The sequence below is a fragment of the Mycobacterium sp. IDUB_37 genome (assembly GCF_055419245.1).
The window spans coordinates 159,701-178,639 of sequence record NZ_JBVAXG010000003.1; the positions used below are offsets into that span (position 1 = coordinate 159,701).

Annotated in this window: 18 protein-coding genes; 10 read left to right on the forward strand and 8 right to left on the reverse strand. The window is 65.2% G+C overall.

All coding sequences use genetic code 11. From position 1 onward, the window contains the following. Positions 1-39: 39 nt before the first annotated feature. Positions 40-1,761: a metallophosphoesterase gene (locus tag ACZY1I_RS11550; RefSeq protein ID WP_463755090.1), complete on the forward strand. Its 1,722-nt coding sequence runs from the start codon at positions 40-42 to the stop codon at positions 1,759-1,761. A gap of 20 nt (positions 1,762-1,781) precedes the next feature. On the opposite strand, the gene mug is transcribed toward ACZY1I_RS11550, so the two are convergent. The 3 genes from mug to ACZY1I_RS11565 are packed head-to-tail and all read right to left on the reverse strand — an operon-like array spanning position 1,782 to position 3,863. Beyond that, positions 1,782-2,306 (reverse strand): G/U mismatch-specific DNA glycosylase, encoded by a 525-nt coding sequence (gene mug / locus ACZY1I_RS11555; protein ID WP_463754531.1) that lies wholly within the window; start codon positions 2,304-2,306, stop codon positions 1,782-1,784. 59 nt (positions 2,307-2,365) lie between these two features. After that, positions 2,366-3,520 carry a PPE family protein gene (locus ACZY1I_RS11560; RefSeq protein WP_463754532.1) on the reverse strand — a complete coding sequence of 385 codons (1,155 nt, stop codon included), beginning with the start codon at positions 3,518-3,520 and terminating at the stop codon, positions 2,366-2,368. A 43-nt stretch (positions 3,521-3,563) separates the two neighbouring features. After that, positions 3,564-3,863 (reverse strand): PE family protein, encoded by a 300-nt coding sequence (locus ACZY1I_RS11565; RefSeq protein ID WP_463754533.1) that lies wholly within the window; start codon positions 3,861-3,863, stop codon positions 3,564-3,566. 295 nt (positions 3,864-4,158) lie between these two features. On the opposite strand from ACZY1I_RS11565, the gene ACZY1I_RS11570 reads away from it, so the two are divergent. Continuing rightward, positions 4,159-4,827: a YoaK family protein gene (locus tag ACZY1I_RS11570; RefSeq protein ID WP_463754534.1), complete on the forward strand. Its 669-nt coding sequence runs from the start codon at positions 4,159-4,161 to the stop codon at positions 4,825-4,827. Here ACZY1I_RS11570 and ACZY1I_RS11575 read toward each other — a convergent pair. Continuing rightward, entirely contained in the window at positions 4,824-6,074 is a 1,251-nt protein-coding gene (locus tag ACZY1I_RS11575) for a hypothetical protein (RefSeq protein ID WP_463754535.1), read from the reverse strand. The two genes, ACZY1I_RS11570 and ACZY1I_RS11575, sit on opposite strands and share 4 nt — an antisense overlap. 56 nt (positions 6,075-6,130) lie before the next feature. Continuing rightward, the gene (locus tag ACZY1I_RS11580; protein ID WP_463755091.1) at positions 6,131-6,643 is read right to left on the reverse strand and encodes a M15 family metallopeptidase; all 513 of its coding nucleotides are present in this window, start codon (positions 6,641-6,643) and stop codon (positions 6,131-6,133) included. Between the two features lie 117 nt (positions 6,644-6,760). Between ACZY1I_RS11580 and ACZY1I_RS11585 the strand changes: the two genes are divergently transcribed. The 5 genes from ACZY1I_RS11585 to ACZY1I_RS11605 all read left to right on the forward strand — a co-directional run bounded on the left by ACZY1I_RS11585 (position 6,761) and on the right by ACZY1I_RS11605 (position 12,455). Further along, positions 6,761-7,525 (forward strand): alpha/beta hydrolase family protein, encoded by a 765-nt coding sequence (locus ACZY1I_RS11585; RefSeq protein ID WP_463754536.1) that lies wholly within the window; start codon positions 6,761-6,763, stop codon positions 7,523-7,525. Between the two features lie 86 nt (positions 7,526-7,611). Beyond that, positions 7,612-8,220: a TetR/AcrR family transcriptional regulator gene (locus tag ACZY1I_RS11590; RefSeq protein WP_463754537.1), complete on the forward strand. Its 609-nt coding sequence runs from the start codon at positions 7,612-7,614 to the stop codon at positions 8,218-8,220. Positions 8,221-8,318: 98 nt separating this feature from the next. Next, positions 8,319-10,202: a S9 family peptidase gene (locus ACZY1I_RS11595; RefSeq protein WP_463754538.1), complete on the forward strand. Its 1,884-nt coding sequence runs from the start codon at positions 8,319-8,321 to the stop codon at positions 10,200-10,202. Between the two features lie 58 nt (positions 10,203-10,260). Continuing rightward, positions 10,261-11,286, forward strand: a complete 1,026-nt coding sequence (locus ACZY1I_RS11600) for an AbrB family transcriptional regulator (protein WP_463754539.1) — start codon at positions 10,261-10,263, stop codon at positions 11,284-11,286. A 170-nt stretch (positions 11,287-11,456) separates the two neighbouring features. Further along, positions 11,457-12,455 carry a TauD/TfdA family dioxygenase gene (locus tag ACZY1I_RS11605; protein WP_463754540.1) on the forward strand — a complete coding sequence of 333 codons (999 nt, stop codon included), beginning with the start codon at positions 11,457-11,459 and terminating at the stop codon, positions 12,453-12,455. Positions 12,456-12,643: 188 nt separating this feature from the next. Here the strand turns inward: ACZY1I_RS11605 and ACZY1I_RS11610 are convergent, their stop codons facing one another. From ACZY1I_RS11610 to ACZY1I_RS11620, 3 genes are all read right to left on the reverse strand, one after another. After that, a complete protein-coding gene (locus ACZY1I_RS11610; protein WP_463754541.1) occupies positions 12,644-13,255 on the reverse strand; it encodes a hypothetical protein in 612 nt (203 codons plus the stop codon). A gap of 181 nt (positions 13,256-13,436) precedes the next feature. Then, a complete protein-coding gene (locus ACZY1I_RS11615; RefSeq protein ID WP_463754542.1) occupies positions 13,437-14,525 on the reverse strand; it encodes a hypothetical protein in 1,089 nt (362 codons plus the stop codon). A gap of 9 nt (positions 14,526-14,534) precedes the next feature. Further along, on the reverse strand, positions 14,535-15,221 hold the full coding sequence (locus ACZY1I_RS11620) for a class I SAM-dependent methyltransferase (protein WP_463754543.1): 687 nt from the start codon (positions 15,219-15,221) through the stop codon (positions 14,535-14,537). Positions 15,222-15,248: 27 nt separating this feature from the next. Here ACZY1I_RS11620 and ACZY1I_RS11625 point away from each other — a divergent pair, with 27 nt between their 5' ends. Genes ACZY1I_RS11625 through ACZY1I_RS11635 form a run of 3 tightly spaced genes read left to right on the forward strand, consistent with a single transcriptional unit; the run spans position 15,249 to position 18,858 of the window. Beyond that, entirely contained in the window at positions 15,249-16,082 is an 834-nt protein-coding gene (locus ACZY1I_RS11625; protein ID WP_463754544.1) for an AraC family transcriptional regulator, read from the forward strand. Next, positions 16,079-17,473 (forward strand): mannitol dehydrogenase family protein, encoded by a 1,395-nt coding sequence (locus tag ACZY1I_RS11630; protein WP_463754545.1) that lies wholly within the window; start codon positions 16,079-16,081, stop codon positions 17,471-17,473. The genes ACZY1I_RS11625 and ACZY1I_RS11630 overlap by 4 nt, the downstream gene beginning before the upstream one ends. Next, on the forward strand, positions 17,470-18,858 hold the full coding sequence (locus ACZY1I_RS11635; RefSeq protein WP_463754546.1) for an FGGY family carbohydrate kinase: 1,389 nt from the start codon (positions 17,470-17,472) through the stop codon (positions 18,856-18,858). The genes ACZY1I_RS11630 and ACZY1I_RS11635 overlap by 4 nt, the downstream gene beginning before the upstream one ends. Positions 18,859-18,939 lie beyond the last annotated feature (81 nt).

The following is an 18,939-nucleotide window of genomic DNA, read 5'->3' on the forward strand; positions in this document are numbered from 1 at the left end:
TTCCCCGACAGTACGATCCGTCAGGTGGCTGTTCGGCGCATGGCAGGACAGCATCCCTTGGTGGCCTCTGACGGTTGGACTCCCCCGGGCGAAATTCCTGATAACGGAATCCCGCAGCGGTTGGCCGCCCGCATGACGGCGACCGAGCAGTACGAGTGGCTGCAGGACTACCTGCGCCGGCACCGTGTGTCGAGACGGAACTTTCTCGGCGGATCGGCGGCGTTGGCCGCCGTGGCAGCGGTGGGCGTTTCGCCGTTCGGGTACCGCGCGTACGCCCAGGATGCGCCCATCGCGGTGGCGAACCGGCGAGTGGGATACGGCGCCGATGCGTCCAGTCAGTTGCGGCTGGCCGCGCAACTATCCCGAAACCCGAACAGCATCAAAGTATTCGTCGACCATGGCCCGACGCCGGGTCTCGGCGCCACGGTCGAGGCGGAAATCCGCAACCTGGTCACGCAAATCCCGGACAGCCGCGGCGGCGTGCTGGCTGCCGAACAGTTCTACGCCCACGTTCCACTGGATGGCCTGCCCGGCCACACCCCGCATTTCTATCGGTGGCGCACCGACGACGGCTTCGTCACCGACGTCCGGTCGGCGGCAACGGCGGTGCCGAACGCACGAAATGCGTTGGTCCCGTTCCGGTTCACCATGATGGGCGACCAGGGGACGGATGAAACACCCACGCTGCCAACAGGACTCCCGCCCGGCGAGTATGACGACAGTGGCTACAAGTCTGACGACGCTCCGGCCGTTGCGCATACAGCCAACGTGCTGAGTCAAATCATCGCTTCCCGTCCTGACTTCCACGTGCTGGCCGGCGACATTGCCTACGCCGACCCCTCTGGACGGGGAAAGTCGCCGCTGTTCGTTCCGTCGGGCGACGCCCCAGAAGGTCTCGACAAATTCAACCCGTACGTCTGGGACGTTTATCTGGGGTCCATCGAACGCAGCGCCTCGACGACGCCGTGGATGTTCGCCACGGGCAACCACGACATCGAGGCCGCCTACCCGGCGCACGGTTACGGCGGACATCTGGCTCGTTTCGATTTTCCCGGCAATGGTCCTGCCCCGTGCCCGTCGGTGTATTCGTTCGTCTATGGCAATGTCGCCGTGCTCTCACTGGATGCCAACGACGTCACCTACGAGATCACGGCCAACACCGGCTACTCGGATGGAGCCCAAAACGGTTGGGTCGAGCAGACATTGGCTGCCCACCGCGCCAATCCCGCTATCGATTTCATCGCGTGCTTCTTCCACCACTGCGCGTACTCGACGGTCGACACTCACGCCAGTGACGGCGGAGTGCGGGCGGCCTGGAACGACCTCTTCGATCGGTACCGTGTCGATCTGGTGCTGCAGGGCCACAACCACGCGTTCGAACGCACCGATCCGATTCGGGCGGGCAAACCGACCAGGGTCGCTGCCGACAACGCGATCGTGTACCCCGACACCGACGGCACCGTCTATTACACGGTCGGGTCCGCGGGCCGGCCTCGGTACAACTTTGCGCCCGGTGAGCAGGAAAGTTACCGAGGGAATGTAGTCGCTGACACGTTTGTGCCGAACTCCTACGTCTGGACCGCGGACGGCGGGAAGCAGGACGAGGCGGTCAACTGGTCGCGGGTGCGGTTCCGCGACTACGCGTTCATCCGCATCGATGTGCGCCCGGGGCATCTGCTCAGCGAAATGGACGTGGTGGCCATCGACGAATACGGCCGGGAATTCGACAAACTGACGTTCCGCCGGCCAGTCCGCGCCTGACGTTCGGCATCCGCGGCTTGCTAGACCAGCGAATGCCGAAGTTCGGCGTAGGCAGCCACCAGGGCATCAAGATTAAAAGCTCTGTTGAGCCCACTCGGATTGGGCAGGATCCAGGCCGTTGTCCCGGCGAATTCATCGGGGCACCGACCCCAGTCGACATCGGCCCTGCCCATCATCGCCGAGAATGCGCGCTTGCCCAGGAAGGCGATGACGCGAGGCGCGTACTGGCGCATCTTCGCCTCAAAATCCGGCCGCGCCTGCCGAAATTCCCGCAGCGACACCTCATCAGCCCGCGCTGTTGCGCGCGCGACCACAGCGGTTATGCCACAACGGTATTCGAGCAAACGTCGTTCATTCTGTGGGCGCAGGCGGGTGTCGGTGAAGCCGGCGAGGTGCAACACCGGCCAGAACCGATTACTGCGGTTGGAAAAGTTGTGGCCGTCCGCCACGGCAGTGGCGGCCGGATTGAGACCGCAGAAGACTACGTCGAGGCCCTCGGCCAGGATGTCTGAGTCATATTGGCAAGTCCCCGATGCTGAGTCCACCTGATCCGCCCCCGCTCGCACGCCGCGTCGCCGATGCTACCGAGGTAGCTGACGCGGCGTCAGCCGGCCGCGAACGGTTTGGCCATCACTGACGGACGGAATCCGTAGCGAGGGACCGCTCCGCCGAATTGGCCGGACGTCTGGCCCAGCGCCCCCAAAGGTGCACCGCCCATGGGAAGTCCGGACACGCCGGCTTCTGCTGCGGCCGAGGGAACGGTCAGGCCAGTGCTCATGGCGGCGGCGGGGTTGGCCACCGGGGCCGCGGCGGCCCAGCTTGCCGGTGCGGACAGACCACCCACGGGCAGAGCCTTGCCCAACGCTGCGGAGATGCCGGTTCCCGCGCCGTGCATGCCCGTGCCGGCGGCGTTTCCGAGTGCCTGAACACTGTTTTCGAGGGCCTTAGCCGCAGAAGCTGCCGCGGGGGCCAGACCTTTCATGAATTGGGTGACCGCGACGACGGCGTTGGTGGCCTGCGACGCCGAGGTCGGCAGGGACATGAACGGGTTGACGTACTTGCCCCACATGGCCAGTGTCTGGTCGATCGAGGTGGGGATCGGCGGCAGGCCCAAGCTGTGCAGCGTGGCGGGGATGGCGGAGCTCACCTTGGAGAGCACGTCTTGCGCAGCGACCTGAGCTGCGTTCGCGGCAACAGCGGCCGTTGCGGCTTCCTGGCGGGCCAGGCCCGACGGGGTGGCGACCTGGGGTGCGGGCTGGAAGTCGCTCAATTGCGTGGCCACTGCCGAGGATGCGGCGTAGCCGTACATGGCGGCTGCGTCCTGAGCCCACATCTGACCGTATTCGGCCTCGGTGGCCGCGATTGCCGGCGTGTTCTGACCCAAGACGTTGGTGGCGACCAGTGCCGCCAACAGGGCGCGGTTGGCGACGACCAGCGGCGGCGGCACGGTCATGGCGAACGCCGCCTCGTGGGCGGCGGCCGCGGCGTTGGCCTGCGCAGCCGCGGACTCGGCCAGTGCGGTGCTGGTGTGCAACCAGGCCACATACGGAGTGGCAGCAGCCGTCAGGGCGACCGCAGCCGGCCCCAGCCAAGGTCCGCCGACCAGAGCGCTGATCGCTGACTGGTAAGCGGTCGCGGTGATGTCGAGGTCAGCAGCCAACCCGCCCCAGGCGGTAGCGGCGGCCAGCAGCGATCCAGGACCTGGTCCGGCGTACATGCGTGCGGAGTTGATCTCCGGCGGCAACATTGCGTAGTCCATGTCAGTGACCCCCTTCTTGCTGTGTTCTCCGGTGGAAGTTCGATCAGAGGGCAGCCGCGGCGTTGGCGGCTTCGGTGAGCGCGTAGGAGTCGGCGCTGCCGGCCAGGGTGGCCACGAACAGTTCGTGGATAGCGGTCGCATGCGCGCTGATGGCTTGGTAGTGCGCGCCGTAGGCGGCAAAACGGGCCGCGGTCAACGCCGAAACCTCATCAGCTGAGGGCGGCACGACAGCGGTGGTGGGGACAGCGGCGGCGGCATTGCCGGCAGCAAACCCGGCACCGATCGCGGTCAGGTCTGCAGCAGCGGAAGCCAGCAACTCCGGGTGTGTGGTGAGGAAAGACATTGCGCGCCCCTTTGCTCTTACGTTCTTCACCGGAATGCGTGGTCACTCACGGTATATATGCACGCTAACGGGCACGTGAAGGCCGGGACATCCCCCTGTCGAGGGATTTCAACACTCCTGATGATTTTAATTGACACCCTGTTGACAGCAAATCAACAATTTCGTAGAAGTTGATCGACAGCATGTCGATCGATGACACGAACGACTTGCGATCGGCACACCGCCGCGCCTTAATTGGTAGCGGTGTACGAGCGCCCCGCGCTGCGCGTGATACTCACCAGGCAAAGGGGAATGCGTGAGGCAGACCAAGACCACCCTGCCGCCCGCGCTCATCCTCACGCTCGCCAACGGGTTCCTGGACGCTCTTACCTATCTCGTGTTTGGCGGGGTATTCGCCAATGTTCAGACGGCGAACGTGATCTTCTTCGCGCTCAACCTGGTTCAAGAGCACTGGCTTTCGGCGTTCTCCCGACTCTGGCCGATCTTCGCGTTCATGGCCGGTGTCGCCATCGCCGCGCACCTCAAATCCGGACGTGTCGAACGGGTGATCTCGCATCCACTGCGCTGGACGATAGGCATTCAGGCCACCTTCTTCCTCGGGGTCGGATTCCTCCCTGGCACCTTCCCGGCCACCGCCGTCACAGTGCCGATCGCCTGCCTGGCGGGTACACAGATCGGCTTGTTCCGCAATATCGGTGAACTCAACTACCTACCCGTCGCCACGACGGGCAACCTGATGCGCGTGGTCGAAGCCGGGTACCGGGGGTTCATCGACGACGAGAGCGGCCAACGTCAGGCATTTCGCGTGTACTCGACGCTGATCGCAGCATTCACCACCGGCGCCGCACTAGGTGCGGCAGCCACCAAGGCTTGGGGTCATCACGCGATCTGGATACCGGCAGGTTGCCTCGTGATCGCGTTGGTGGTGGAGATTCTCGACGAGCGCGCCGGCAAATCCGGCTAGCTCACCTGCGCAACCCTGTCACCGATCTCGATGGTGACCTCTGACTGCATCGGCGCATCCCGTTGCGAGGACGGCTTAGCGTTGGCGATCTTCTCACGGACGGGAATCGACTCCGCCAGTTCGGTTTCGAGCATCTTGTTGATCGACTCGTCGATCGAATCGAAGGCTCCGATGAATGCGGGATACTCGACCCGCGCTGGCGTGAAAGTGCGGAAAGTGACAGCACGTGCGTATTTGGGTTGCGCCTCAACGACTTTGACATGCAGCTTTTCGGTCGGAAGTTCGCCGATCACCTTGCCCGTTTCGGGATCGACGATCTCGTCCCCGCCGTCCGCCATTACGGCGAAAACCATGTCAATTACCACGCCGTGCTCAGACCCGCGGTTGATGACTACGGTGTATTGGTCCTCTACGCGGGCGATGCTGCCGGCAATGTGTTCGCCGGTTGCCGCCTGAGGACTGCCGCCAGAGATTCTCGGTCTTGCCGGACCGCCGACGTCGAAGACGGGCGCGACCGCGCCCGAGACGGACTCCCATTCGCGTGCAGCCTGTTCCGCGGTGCCCAACGACAACTCCGCCGCGGTCCTGGCGCGGACCACCTCGATGAGACCACTGTCAGTGCGGCCGTTCTCCAAATGAGACTGCGCCTCGGTGAGTCGATCGTCGACATAGCGAACAGATCGTTGCAGATGCTGCGTGGCGTGAATCGCGTTCTGCGTAACCGTTGCCGTTTGATGGTCGAAACCTTGCTTGCCGTACCAGCGATTGCCCAGAATTCCTAGAGCAACGCAAAGCCCCGGCACGAAGGCGATCACGCACGCCTGGCCAAATGCATTGCCCGGGAAAGCAAGAGCGCCGAAAATGCTGGCCACGGCGAATCCACCGAGTATCGCCAGGGTCTGCAATGGAGACGGCCTGACTTCGCTGAGCCGCACCAGCCATCTGCCGAGGCCGGTCAGCCAGCTACCGAAGTGGGTCAGCGCCCGACCCAGGTGGGTCAGCCCGTTGCCGAGTCGGGTTTGCCAAGTTGCGAAATGGGCCTGCCAGTCGATCTTTTTCCGAGCTGCCTTCGGTGGCCGTGGGGCCGGCGGCGCGGGTGGCGCGGGAGGCCAAAGCAGCGCGGAGGGTTGCGCGCTGGCCGCTGTCTGGCCAGTCGCTGCCTGGTCTGCTTCCGCCGGCGGCGGCTCAGGTGGTGGCGGGCCGGCTGCAGCATTCAGCTCGGTCGCGGGTGGTTCGCCGTCAGCCACCTCAACATCATCCCATCGCTCGGGCAAACTCGACCACTTCGCCGCACCCGGACGGCTCAACCAGCCGCGTTAGGCAGCAGCGCCGGGCAATTGCCCTCCGCGTCGGTGGCCAGCTCGAAGTGCCACAGTTCGTTGGCGTAAATCCGGCACAGCCCGAAGCGGGCCCCATTAGCGATCAGCCACTGATCAGCCCCGGTACCGCCGACGTCCACGGCCTCGCCGATGACGTGTTTCGACATTGCCGGGGTTTCCACGTACTGACGCGCTACCGCCATGCTGCCGTAGGTCTGCACTGCCTGGTCCAGCAGCTGTTGCTGAAACGCCGCCGACCGCCAACCCGAGTTGATCGTCATGGTGATGCCGCTCTGGCCCGCGGCGGTGGCGGCACTCTGGATCGCGCTCAACAGGGCCGGGTCCAGACGCCCGATCGCCGGATTCTGGACATCGAACGGCGTCAGCGTCTGACCGTCGGCCAAGGAACCGTCGCCGGATTCGGGAGCGGGGTCCATCGGGAAGGTGCGATCGACCAGCCGGATCGGCGTGTCCGTCGGGTTGGGCGGTGTCGCCATGCAAGCCAAAGTCGAAGCCGCGGCAACCGTCGCAAGGGCCAATCGCGCGTACCAACTGGCATTCGGTGTTCTCACGTCGGCCCACCCTAGTCAACTGCCCTGTGGTACATCTCCACCATGGGTGAACGTGTCACATTCCCGAGTTCGACGGGCCCCGACCTGTGCGGGGTCATCGACGTGCCGGAAAAGTCGGTGCGCGGCTGGGGTGTGTTCGCCCACGGCTTCACCCTGGGCAAGGACTCGCCGGCCGCGGCGCGCATCTGCAAGCAGTTGGCCGCCGACGGGATCGGCATGCTGCGCTTCGACGCGCTGGGCCTGGGCAAGTCAGAGGGAGACTGGGGCGACGGCTCCTTCACGGTCAAGGTCAACGACATCGTCAAGGCCTGCGAGTTCATGGCCGAGCGCGGGACTGCGGCCGACATCTTGGTCGGGCATTCCTGGGGCGGCGCAGCCGTATTGGCCGCGGCCCGGGAGGCCCCGGGGGTCCGATCGGTCGTCACAGTCGCGGCGCCGATCGACGTCGGCCACGTGGAGAAGCATTACGACGCAGTAGTCGATCGCTGCCTGATCGACGGCAGTGCCGAGTGGATGGTCGGCGGGCGGACACTCACCCTGAAACGGGCATTCGTCGAGGATGTCCGCGGGGCCCACCTGCACGACAAGATCAAGAGCCTGCGAATGCCCTTGCTGATACTGCACTCACCGACCGACAACACCGTCGGCATCCAGAACGCGACTGACATTTTCCGGCTGGCCCGCCACCCACGTAGTTTCGTCTCGCTGGAGGGGTCGGATCACCTGCTCACGGCCCGCGGCCAGGCCCATCGGGCGGCCCGAATCATCGGCGCCTGGGCCGACGCCTACCTCGACGACGAGGCCTGAGACCGCCCCGCGCTTGACGGCCCTGTCACTTAGTGACAATGTGGAGCTGTCACTAAGTGACACGCAGACGCGACAGGGGGCCTTCGATGTCACAAGCCCAGGCACGGCTTGAGGTATCGCGTCACGCCTGCGCATTGTTCTGGCAGCACGGGGTTTCGGGAACCAGCGGCGACGAGATCGCCGCTGCGGCAGGACTTTCCACGCGCACGATCTGGCGGTACTTCCGCTCCAAGGAGAGTTGCGTGGAACCGCTGCTGGCCAAGTCGGCACACCGGTTCATCGCCGTCCTGGACCGATGGCCACCGGAGTTGTCGCTGGGTGAGCACATGGCCGCCGACGCCGTCGCACACCCGTTCACCGAGCAGGACATCGCCGACGAGTTCAGCGCGATGCGGATCGCCAGCATGACGGCATCGGAACCCGCACTGCGCACCGCGTATCTCATGGTTCACGACGAACTCGAGCGCGGCTTCATCCCGGTGATCGCCAAGCGATTGCGTTTGCCGGCAGACGATCTCACCGTTCGACTCTGCGCGGCCGCCGTCACCGGTGCGCTGCGGGTGATCGACGAGGACGTCAGCACCGCGGTGGTGGTCCACGGCCAGGAGGTGAGCGCGCAAGAAACATTGGCGCTGATCGACCGTGCCATTCTCGACGCCACCAACGGCAGACTTGGCCGGCCAGTGTCGGACTAAGCCGAAATCCATTCCACAACAACAGAATAACTACCACTGCCCGGATATCTGACCCGAGTGGTGCGGATAAGTCATGCCACAAGCCGAAGGGACGCCACATGGCACACCACGATCCGAAGCCCGATCCGATCTCCGTCGAAGACCTTTTCAAACCACCTGCCCGTGCCGGCGCGACGATCTCGCCCGACGGCACCCGGATGGCCTTCCTCGCGCCGTGGAAGAACCGCCTGAACGTGTGGGTGCAACCGCTCGACGACGACGAGCAAGCGCGCTGCGTCACCGCGGACGAGACCCGCTCGGTGCTGAGCTTCGAATGGACCGACGACCCACGCTGGATCCTGTACCTGCAGGACCGCGGCGGCGACGAGAACTGGCACGTCTTCCGCGTCGATCTGGACGATCCCGATGCGCCCGCCGTCGACCTCACTCCGTTCGACGGCGCCAAATCGATATTCGAGCTTCCCGCCGGCCTACCCGGGAAGGCAATCATCCATTCCAATAAGCGACACGTCGAGCAGATGGACGTCTACGAACTCGACATCGCCTCGGGCGAACTCACCATGCTCGCGCAAAATCCAGGCAAGGTGACGGGTTGGCTTGCCAGCCGTAGCGGCGAGTTGTTCGCGATGGCGCTGACCCCAGACGGCGACGTCGAATTGTTCGAGTGGGACGCGGGGTCAGAATCGTTGCGCTCCATCGCCACCTACGACGGCGCCGACTACACCATGGGCATCTTCCCGATGGTCGTCACCCCGGACGGGACCGGCATCTGGATGGGCTCCAACGTAGGCACCGACCGGACGCGCCTGGTTCGGCTGGAGGTGGCGACCGGCACGCAGACCGCCGTCGACAGCCACCCCACGTTCGATCTGGACTCACGCGGCCTGGTGTGGCCCACGATCGCCCAACCACTCATCCAGCACCGGCGCACGGGCGAACTCCTCGGGGCACGGTATCTGGGTGAGCGACAGGTCATTCGGCCGTTCGACCCTCACTTCGCCGACGTTCTGGCCAACCTCGAGAAGCTGTACGACGGCGATATCGGGGCGCTGTCGTCCGACCTGAGCGGCCAACGGTGGATCGTCAGCTTCAATCACGACCGCAAACCCGGGCACACCTACTTCTATGACCACAGCACCGGCCAGAGCAGGCTGCTGTTTCGGCCGTTCCCGCACCTCGACCCCGAGCAGTTGGCCCCGATGACACCGGTCACCATCACCTCCCGCGACGGCCTGGACCTGCATGCCTACCTGACGTTGCCCCTTGGGGTGGAGCCCAAAGGGCTGCCGCTGGTGTTGGTCGTGCACGGCGGACCGTGGGCCCGGGACTGGTGGCGGTTCGACCCGGAGGTGCAGCTATTGGCCAATCGCGGATATGCGGTGCTGCAGGTCAACTTTCGCGGTTCGACCGGGTTTGGCAAAGCCTTCGTCAAGGCCGCGATCGGCGAGTTTGCCGGCAAGATGCACGACGACCTCATCGACGCGGTCGACTGGGCCGTCGAGCAAGGCATCGCGGACCCGCAGCGTGTGGCCATCTTCGGCGGCTCCTACGGCGGCTACGCCGCGCTGGTCGGCGTCACCTTCACCCCGGACGTGTTTGCGGCGGCCGTCGACTATGTCGGCATCTCCAGCCTGGCCAACTTCATGCGCACGCTTCCCGCGATAGCGCGGCCCCACCTGGCCAATAACTGGCACCTGTTCGTCGGCAATCCCGACGACCCGGCGCAGGAGGCCGATATGCTCGCACGCTCGCCGATCACCAAGGTCGACCAGATCCGCACCCCGCTGATGGTGGTCCAGGGAGCCAACGACACGCGCGTCGTTCAGGCGGAGTCCGACAACCTGGTCGAGGCACTGCGGGCCCGCGGCGTCGAGGTCGAGTACATGGTCAAACACGACGAAGGTCATGGTTTTCTCAACCCCGAGAACGTCATCGACATGTATCACGCCGTGGACCGGTTCTTCGCCGCGCACCTTGCTTGACCTGCATAGCAAGAAGGGAGCAAGAATCCGACAAGCCATGCGCTGAAATCTCTACCGCATGGACATGATCGACCTTCTCATCGTGGGTATTGGCTGCGGAGTCTTCTCTTGGGCACTCACCCGTCGCGCGCATCGCGCGGTACCCGGAGCGGGCCTGGCGGCACAGGGCGTGCTCGGCGTTTACACCGGTCTGATGGTGCGCGACATCTCGTTGACCGCGTTGGGCTCGCACTGGCCGATCGTCATCGCGGTCGCCGTCAGCACGCTGATCCTCAGCGTCGCCGGCGGCGCACTGCTCGGCATGCACCGCGACGTGAGCCCGCTGACGGGCGGCCTTGCGCTCGTGGCCGGCGGCTCGTCCGGATTGGTGGCCATCGCACGCGACCTCGGTGGTGACGATCGCGTCGTCGCGGCCGTGCAGTACCTGCGCGTTGCCCTGATCACGGCGGCCATGCCCGTCGTCGCGACGGCCTTCTTCCACAGCACCACCAACCATGGCGCGCAGGTGAACGAAACTTATTCCCTTCCTTTGCATTTCGAGCTGCCCCTGATCGCGGCCATCGTGGTGGTCGGCGCAGCGGCGGGCAGGTATGTGCGGCTGCCCGGATCCGGATTGATCGGCCCGATGGCGATCACCATGGCGCTGGAATTCGCCGGGCTGGCCAAGGGGCTCACGGTGCCGATGCTGCTGGTCCAGGCCGGGATCATGATGATCGTCTGGCAGACGCTGCTCGAGTTCGACCGGGAGTCGCTGCGGGCGATCCGCCGGATCCTGCCCGGGGCGTTCGCCCTGATCATGGTGCTCAATCTGGTTGCGGCCGGTCTCGGCGTGGTGCTCGCTCACGCGGCAGGACTGAGCATGCTTGACGGATACCTTGCGACGAGCCCCGGCGGCATCTACGCGGTGCTCGGTACGGCCGCCGGTTCTGGCTCCAACGTCGCATTCGTGATGGCGTCGCAAGTCATCCGGGTGGTGCTGATGCTGCTGGCGGCGCCCTTCATCGCACGGTTGTTCATCAGATTCACACCGCAACGTGAAGCGGTCGGCCCGATGACCCGAGAGCTGGTCCCGGTCGCCGCTTAGACGTCACCCCTGCAACCGCCGAACGTGGCCTGTGCGCGGCCACGTTCGGCGGTTCAGTCATGCCCCCACGCCCCGGCCGCGATCGCTGCCGGGCTTTTTAGAGTCCCGCAAGAATTGCACAAGCGGCTCACTCCAAACTCATAGAAAGACGAGACGGCAAGAAAAAGGGGATGACTCAAGTGATCACCACTTCGACGAAAATGGCACGGTCGCAGCAGATTCAGCGTCGGACGGTGGCCGGACCCACAGCGTGGAATGGCGCCAGCCTGGACGCCTGGGACTACATGCTCGCGGTCGACCCGCAACAGTCCGCGGCGTGCCTGCGTATCCGCGACGAGCTGCGTCGCCTCGGCAGGACGCTGGCCACCATCGAGCCGTCTGACTTCCAGGAGCCGGCGCTGCTGGACATCGCGCGCGGCATCCGCCAGTGCCTGCGCCTGGGCCCCGGCTTCGCCGTGCTGCGCGGGCTTTCCTTCGACGGCTGGACGGACGAAGAAGCCTCGATGCTCTACTGGGGCCTGGGCACCTACCTGGGCGACCCGCAGCCGCAGAACCGCCACGGCGACCGCGTCTACCTGGTCCAGGACACTGGCCAGTCGGTCGGCGAGGCGCGCGGCTCCAAGACGAACTCGGAACTGATCTTTCACACCGACTCGGCCTGCGCTTACGCCGGCAGCCGCCCCGACGTGCTCGGCCTGCTGTGCCTGCGCAAGGCGGTCTCCGGTGGCGAGTCACTGATGGTCAGCGGCCACACCGCCTACAACGCGATCCTGGCGACGCAGCCCGAGCTGATCGAAGAGCTGTACGGGGACTTCTGCTTCGACCGCTCACACGAGACCGAGCCCGGCGAGGACCCGATCACGGTCGGCTCGGTCTTCACCGACACCGCTGACGGCGTGCAACTGCGCTACAACCGCCTGCACATCGAACTGGGCCACTACCGCGGCGGCCGGCCGATGACCGACCGCCAGCGCCAGGCGCTGGACGCGCTGGACCGCGCCCTGAACGACCCGGCGAATGCCGTCAAGTTCACCCTCCAACCCGGCGACATCCTCTTCGCGGACAATCACGTGACCCTGCACAACCGGCTAGCTTTCGTCGACGCTCCCGAGGTCGAGAACCGCCGCTGCCTGGTGCGCCTGTGGCTCGCCGGCGAGCCGCGCAACTGATCTTCAGATCACACCCGTCACTCCTGCATCTCAAAAGTCGGGCGTGATGTGTTCTGAAATGCGATAGCGCGGGTGATATCAAGCCGCTGGGGACCCGCTGATATCACCGGAGATATCGCTTTCCAGGATCGGTCATGCCGACCCCGGCCGTGACTGGCGTGACTGGTATTGCCCGGCCGCCCGCGACTTCACGCCCCGTCACACACGTGGGAGTCGCGGATCGTGTTGCCGTAAACGTTGGCCGTCGCGATGTTGGCATTGATGACCCCGGAGACCATCTTCTGCTTGATCTTGTCGCTGATCTGGGTGAACTGATACCAGAGATGAGAGAACGAGTCGCCGTTGTAGAGCGGCGAGGACTTGCTGGTGTCGTAGTTGACCACATAGAGCGTGTGCGCGCGGGGATCGAGAAACGCCGCCGACTGGTCGAGGTTGGCCGCGACCGCTGCACCGGAGGCTTGCACGCCGGGCGCCGACCACACGTCGTGCAGATCACCGAGGAAGCGCTGGAATCCGAACACCTGACCCATCAGCTCGCCGTACTGCGCATTGAACCATTGGCAGGACTCGCGCTCGGCTGTGATCTGCTCGGGCGTCACGCGGTTCTGCCACATGTTGTAGGGAAATACCGAATAGTCGGGCTGCCAGTCCGAGGGATGCGGAGCGAAGACCGGCAACGGCTGGGGTGTTTGGTAATCGGCGTTGGCCGGGGCCGCCCACCCGACGCCGATCAAGCCGATCAAAGCTGTTCCGAGCGTGGGGCCCACCCACCGGGCAACGCTGGTGAACGTCGGGTGCATTTCCCGATTATTGACCGCCGCAGACCCCGATAGCGAGCGTGCATCCACATCGCCGAGACTGCGCACAGCGCGGGAAAATCGGCGCGGGGACGACGCTGATGCAGTTTCGACGCCGCCACCGCAGGCTCACCGCACCCAATGCAGACTCGATACCTGATCAGTCGCGATGACCCCGCGCCGCTCATTGATTGCGGACGCACTCGTAGGTGAGGTTGACCTCGTTGCCGAGTTCGACCACCTCGAACTGGTCGACCGTGACACCGCTGAAAGATTGGGCGTCGATACCCAATTCCGACCACTTCTTGGCACTGGTCCGGTCATCGGCGAAGGTCAGCGGCACCTGGCCGCCGTCGGCGAGCAGCATCCCGTACTTCTTCAGGGCCGCAATGATCACCCGCTGCGATTCGGAGTAGCTCGACTCGTCGAAATCGGCTCGCAGCCGGAGCCGAACACCATAGGGCGGCGCGTTCGGATCGTTGCTGTCCGGGCCGCCGGCATGGGTGGCCGGACGGGCATAGACGCCGGCCTTCATGTGATCGTTCGGCAGGATGAACCGAATCGCGTGATTGACCGCGCCGGCGGCGACTTCATCCGCCGTCGGTGTCATTGCGGCGATCGGGAAACCGGCGGCGTCGGCACTGGTGCACTGGTCGCCCCGCAGCGTCTCGGGGTACTGCTTGGTCAGATCCCAGACGAAAAAGCCTTCCGCCGCTATCTTTTCGCCCTTCTTGCCCCCGTGATAGATCTCGTAGAGCTTGTGCTGGTCGCGCTCGACGACGAGCAGATGACAGTCCGACTGACCTTCGGTAGCGCCGCTGGTGTCGCAGCTGAGGTTGGAAGAGCCCTCGAAATGAGCGTTGGACGGCACCGGCATCTGGGCGGGGACGGCGTCGCAGTCCGGTCCGCCGAAGCAGTACTGATCGGTGCCGACGACTTGGACCCGGGGCGTCTTGCTGTCGGCAAAAAAGACCGAGATGGAGAAGTCGGCTTGGAATGCTCCGGTGCCCCAACCACCCATGTCGCTCAGTGCGTGAATGATGGCATCGGATCGGCCGGCCTTGAGAGCACCGGAAATATCCTGGTTCCACGGCACCCCGGCGGTGAACAGTGCCCCCGCCGGGGCGGGCACATTGGCGCCGGACTTACCCGTCGAGCCCGCGCCGGGCGCGGCATCCGGACTCGACGTCGACGGGTGCGAAGTACATCCCGCAAGAAGGACGGCCGCGGCGCACAAGGCGGCCAGCGCCTTTGCTGGATTCTCGGGGAACATCTACCAACGCTAGCGTTTCTCCTCGCCGGATGCCGTCGATCGCGTTGCTTGATAGATCGAAATGGATCCCGAAAGGGTCCGGATGACCGCTGCTTCGGCGACACGGGCGAAACCCGCCTGCTCGATCAGTTCGGGCAGGATCCCATCCGCATTGGGCTGGGTGTCCTCCTTCCCGTCGGCGAACTGAACGATCCGGAAACCCAGGCGCATGGCCGCGCTGCGTTGCAGTCCAAAGTCAGCGATGACGAGTTCGCCGCCGGGCCGTAGCAGGGTGAACATGTTGGCGATGATCGCCTTCTTCATCGGAACCGGGCACTGATGCAACACCAGGCTCGACACCACCTTGTCGGCGGTTCCCGGTCCGACCAATTCGACCGCCTTGTCTCCCATGCCCTGTACGAATTCAATCGCGTCGGCGTCCAACGCCTTACGCACTTTGTCACGTGCGATAGCCAGGACCTCCGGATCGGGATCTACCCCGATCACCCGCGCCCCGGGCTGATCCCGCTTCATCCTGATCGCCAACGATGCTGTGCCACAGCCGATATCGACAACCACGTCGTCGGGTTTCAACCCGAGTTGCCGGATAGCGGCAGAGCGCCAACGTTCTTCGCGCGTCATCAGCGCGATGACGGTGTCGTAGTACTTGGTGTACTTCGGGTTACCGGCGGCCGGGGTAAAGGACTGTGTTGACATGAGTTCTAGTCGTACCATCGGACGGCGATGACTCTCTCTGCACAAACGGCCACAACCTTGTCCGCAGCGGACACACCATTCCTGCTGGACATGCGTCAGGGTGGCCGCTGCACCGCCGGCGCCTTCATCTACGAAGGTCAGCGGGTCACCACCGCACGGCATGCGCACGACCTGCACCAGCTGGAGTACGTCGTCCAAGGCGTCCTCGAAGTCGAGACAGACACGGGCGCCTATGTGCTGTCCGAACGACAGGCCGCATGGATTCCGGCCGGACTCGGGCACATCAGCACGATCGACACTCGGGTGCGCTCCGTGTCGATATTCCTGGACCCACGGCACCTTCAGCCAACTCGGCAAGACGCCGGAATCGTCGCCGTCTCAGGACTGATCCGGCAGATGATCATCTACGCCTGCCGGTGGCCGATCGACCGCAGATCCTCAGACGGCATCGCCGACGCGTACTTTCACTGCTTCGCCGAACTGCTCGCTGAATTGCTGGAATCGCAGAACCCGTTCAGTCTGCCGACCACCAACCACCCGCAACTCGTTACCGCATTGCACTACACGCGTAATAAGCTGGCAGACATCACAATTGAAGACGCGGCAGCGAAGGCCGGCATGTCACCCCGCTCACTACGACGGCTGTGCCATCGCGAGTTGCAGATGACCTGGCGCGACTACACCCAACAGGCGCGCCTCATGAAAGCCGCGGCACTGCTGGCCGATCCCGAATTGAGCGTGCTGCAGGTGGCCACCCGAGTCGGCTTTGAAAGTGCCAGCTCGTTTACCCGCGCATTCCGCAGCGCGTGGGGTAGCCCCCCGTCGGCATACCGCCGGCACGGCAGCGAGCTGCCGTCATGAAACTCAACGCAGCGAACCTGTCCGCGCTGGAAATCCCGGTACCCAACTACGACCGCAGCCAAATAACCACCGGTATCGCTCATTTCGGCGTCGGCGGCTTTCACCGCGCGCATCAGGCGATGTACATCGACCGACTGCTCAACCAGGGACTCGCGCAGGACTGGGGCATCTGCGGAATCGGTGTGCTGCCCGGCGACCGACTGATGCGCAATGCGCTCCGCAGCCAGGACTACCTGTACACGCTGGTCCTCAAGCACCCCGATGGCACCCAAGAACCGCGGGTGCTCGGCTCCATCACCGACTTCCGTTATGCACCAGACAATCCCGCCGCCGTGATCGAGATGCTCGCCGATCCGGCCATCCGGATCATCTCGCTCACCATCACCGAGGGCGGCTACAACGAACCGCTCAGCGCCGTCTTCAGGCTGGTGACCAAGGCCCTCAACCGGCGGCGCGTACGCGGGCTGAGCTCCCCGACCATCGTGTCGTGCGACAACATCGTCGAAAACGGGCACGTGGCACGCCAGGCATTCACATCCTATGCGGAAGCATTCAATCCTGATCTCGCACAATGGATACGGGAAAACACCAAATTCCCCAACTCGATGGTGGACCGGATCACACCGGTCACCACACCCGAGGTCACCGAACAGTTGGCCACCAGATTCGCCGTCGACGACGCCTGGCCGGTTGCTGCCGAGCCGTTCGCCATGTGGGCCCTCGAAGACGATTTCGCCGACGGCAGGCCTGCGCTGGAGCAGGCAGGCGTCACGCTGGTCGACGACGTCGCGCCGTACGAGGCGATGAAGCTGCGACTGCTCAACGCCAGCCACCAAGGCCTGTGTTACTTCGCCTACCTCAGCGGCTACCGACTGGTGCACGAAGCCGCCCAAGACCCGCTGATCGCCGAATTGCTCTCGCGCTACATGGATTCCGAGGCGATGCCGACGCTGAAACCGATCCCCGGCCTCGCCGAGTTCCGGAATCAGCTGCTCCCCCGCTTCAGCAACGCCCATGTCCGCGACACCGTGGGCCGGCTGTGCGCCGAATCCTCCGACCGCATCCCGAAGTGGTTGCTGCCGGTTGTTCGTGCCAACCTGCGCTCCGGCGGTCCGATTCGACTGTCGGCAGCGATCGTCGCCAGCTGGGCCCGGTACGCCGAGGGAGTCGACGAGCAAGGTCATCCGATCGATGTGGTGGACCCACTGGCGGATGCGTTGATTCCGCTCGCGCGTTCCCAGCGCGAAGACCCCAGCGCATTCCTCAACAACCAAAGCATCTTCGGCAACCTCATCCACGAACCGCGCTTCCTCGAGGCGTATCTGTGGACGCTGGACTCCCTGCACCGTGCCGGTGCCCGGGCCACGCTGCAAGCCCTGCTGAGCTCATGACCCTGGTCGCCGGCATCGACTCCTCAACCCAGTCCTGCAAGGTTGTCGTGTGCGATTCCGAAACCGGCGAGGTGCTGCGCCAGGGACGCGCCGCCCATCCCGACGGCACTGAAATCGACCCGGCCGCCTGGGAATCCGCCGCCCGCGCGGCGATAACGGCGGCGGGTGGTTTCGACGATGTCGATGCGATCGCGGTCGGAGCCCAGCAACACGGAATGGTTTGTCTGGACACTGCCGGACAGACAGTGCGGCCCGCGCTGCTGTGGAACGATGTGCGCTCAGCCGACGCGGCGCGCGCTCTCGTCGACGAACTCGGCGGTGCAGCGGCGTGGGCGCAGGCAGTCGGTTTGGTACCGCTGGCCGCCATCACCGTGGCGAAGCTGCGCTGGCTGGCCGACAATGAACCGCATCACGCCGATCGCACGGCCGCGGTCTGCCTTCCTCATGACTGGCTGAGCTGGCGACTGCGCGGCGAGACCGACATCGCCACGTTGACCACCGACCGCAGCGACGCCAGCGGCACCGGCTACTTCGATGCGGCCGGCGACAGCTACCGCGTTGACCTCCTGGAGATGGCGCTGCGCGGCCGCCGCCCCGCACTGCCCACCGTGCTCGGACCGGCCGATCAGACCAGAAGCAGCACTGAGGTATTCGGTGCCGGACTGGGCGATAACGCCGCCGCGGCGCTCGGCCTCGGCGCCCAGGACGGCGACGTGATCGTCTCGATCGGCACCTCGGGTGTGGCGTGCGCCGTCGCCGCAGGCCCGACCCGGGACGAGAACGGGTACGTAGCCGGATTCGCCGACGGCACCGGGCGCTATCTGCCGCTGGTCTGCACACTCAATGCCGCGCGGGTACTCGATGCGGCCGCGGCGATGCTGCGGGTCGACCACGCACAGCTCTCCCGTCTCGCGCTATCGGCACCGCCGGGTAGCGCGGGCCTGGTGCTGGTGCCCTATCTGGACGGCGAGCGAACTCCGAACCGCCCCAACGCTACTGGTGCTCTACATGGGCTGCGGGTATCGAATTCGTCGCCGGCCAACCTGGCCAGGGCCGCGGTGGAAGGCCTGCTGTGCGCGCTCGCCGAGGGTGTCGCCCAACTGACCTCGCACGGCGTCAGCGCGCGCCGCGTACTGCTGATCGGCGGCGGCGCCAGATCCCTTGCGGTGCGCGAAATCGCGCCGACGGTGTTCGGCGTCCCGGTGCTGGTACCGGCTCCTGCGGAGTATGTCGCGTTGGGCGCCGCGCGGCAGGCGTCGTGGGCATTGAGCGACGCGTCGCGACCTCCGGCGTGGCAGCCGCCGAGAACCGAGCAGTACACCGCCGCCCCGGAACCCGCGGTGTTAGAACACTATGCGCGCGTGCGTGATCTGACTGAAACCTGATGGCGCCGGCCCGCTGCGCCCGGCTCCGCCGCGCTTGCGACCGTCACGAAACCTGATGGCGCCGGCCCGCTGCGCCCGGCT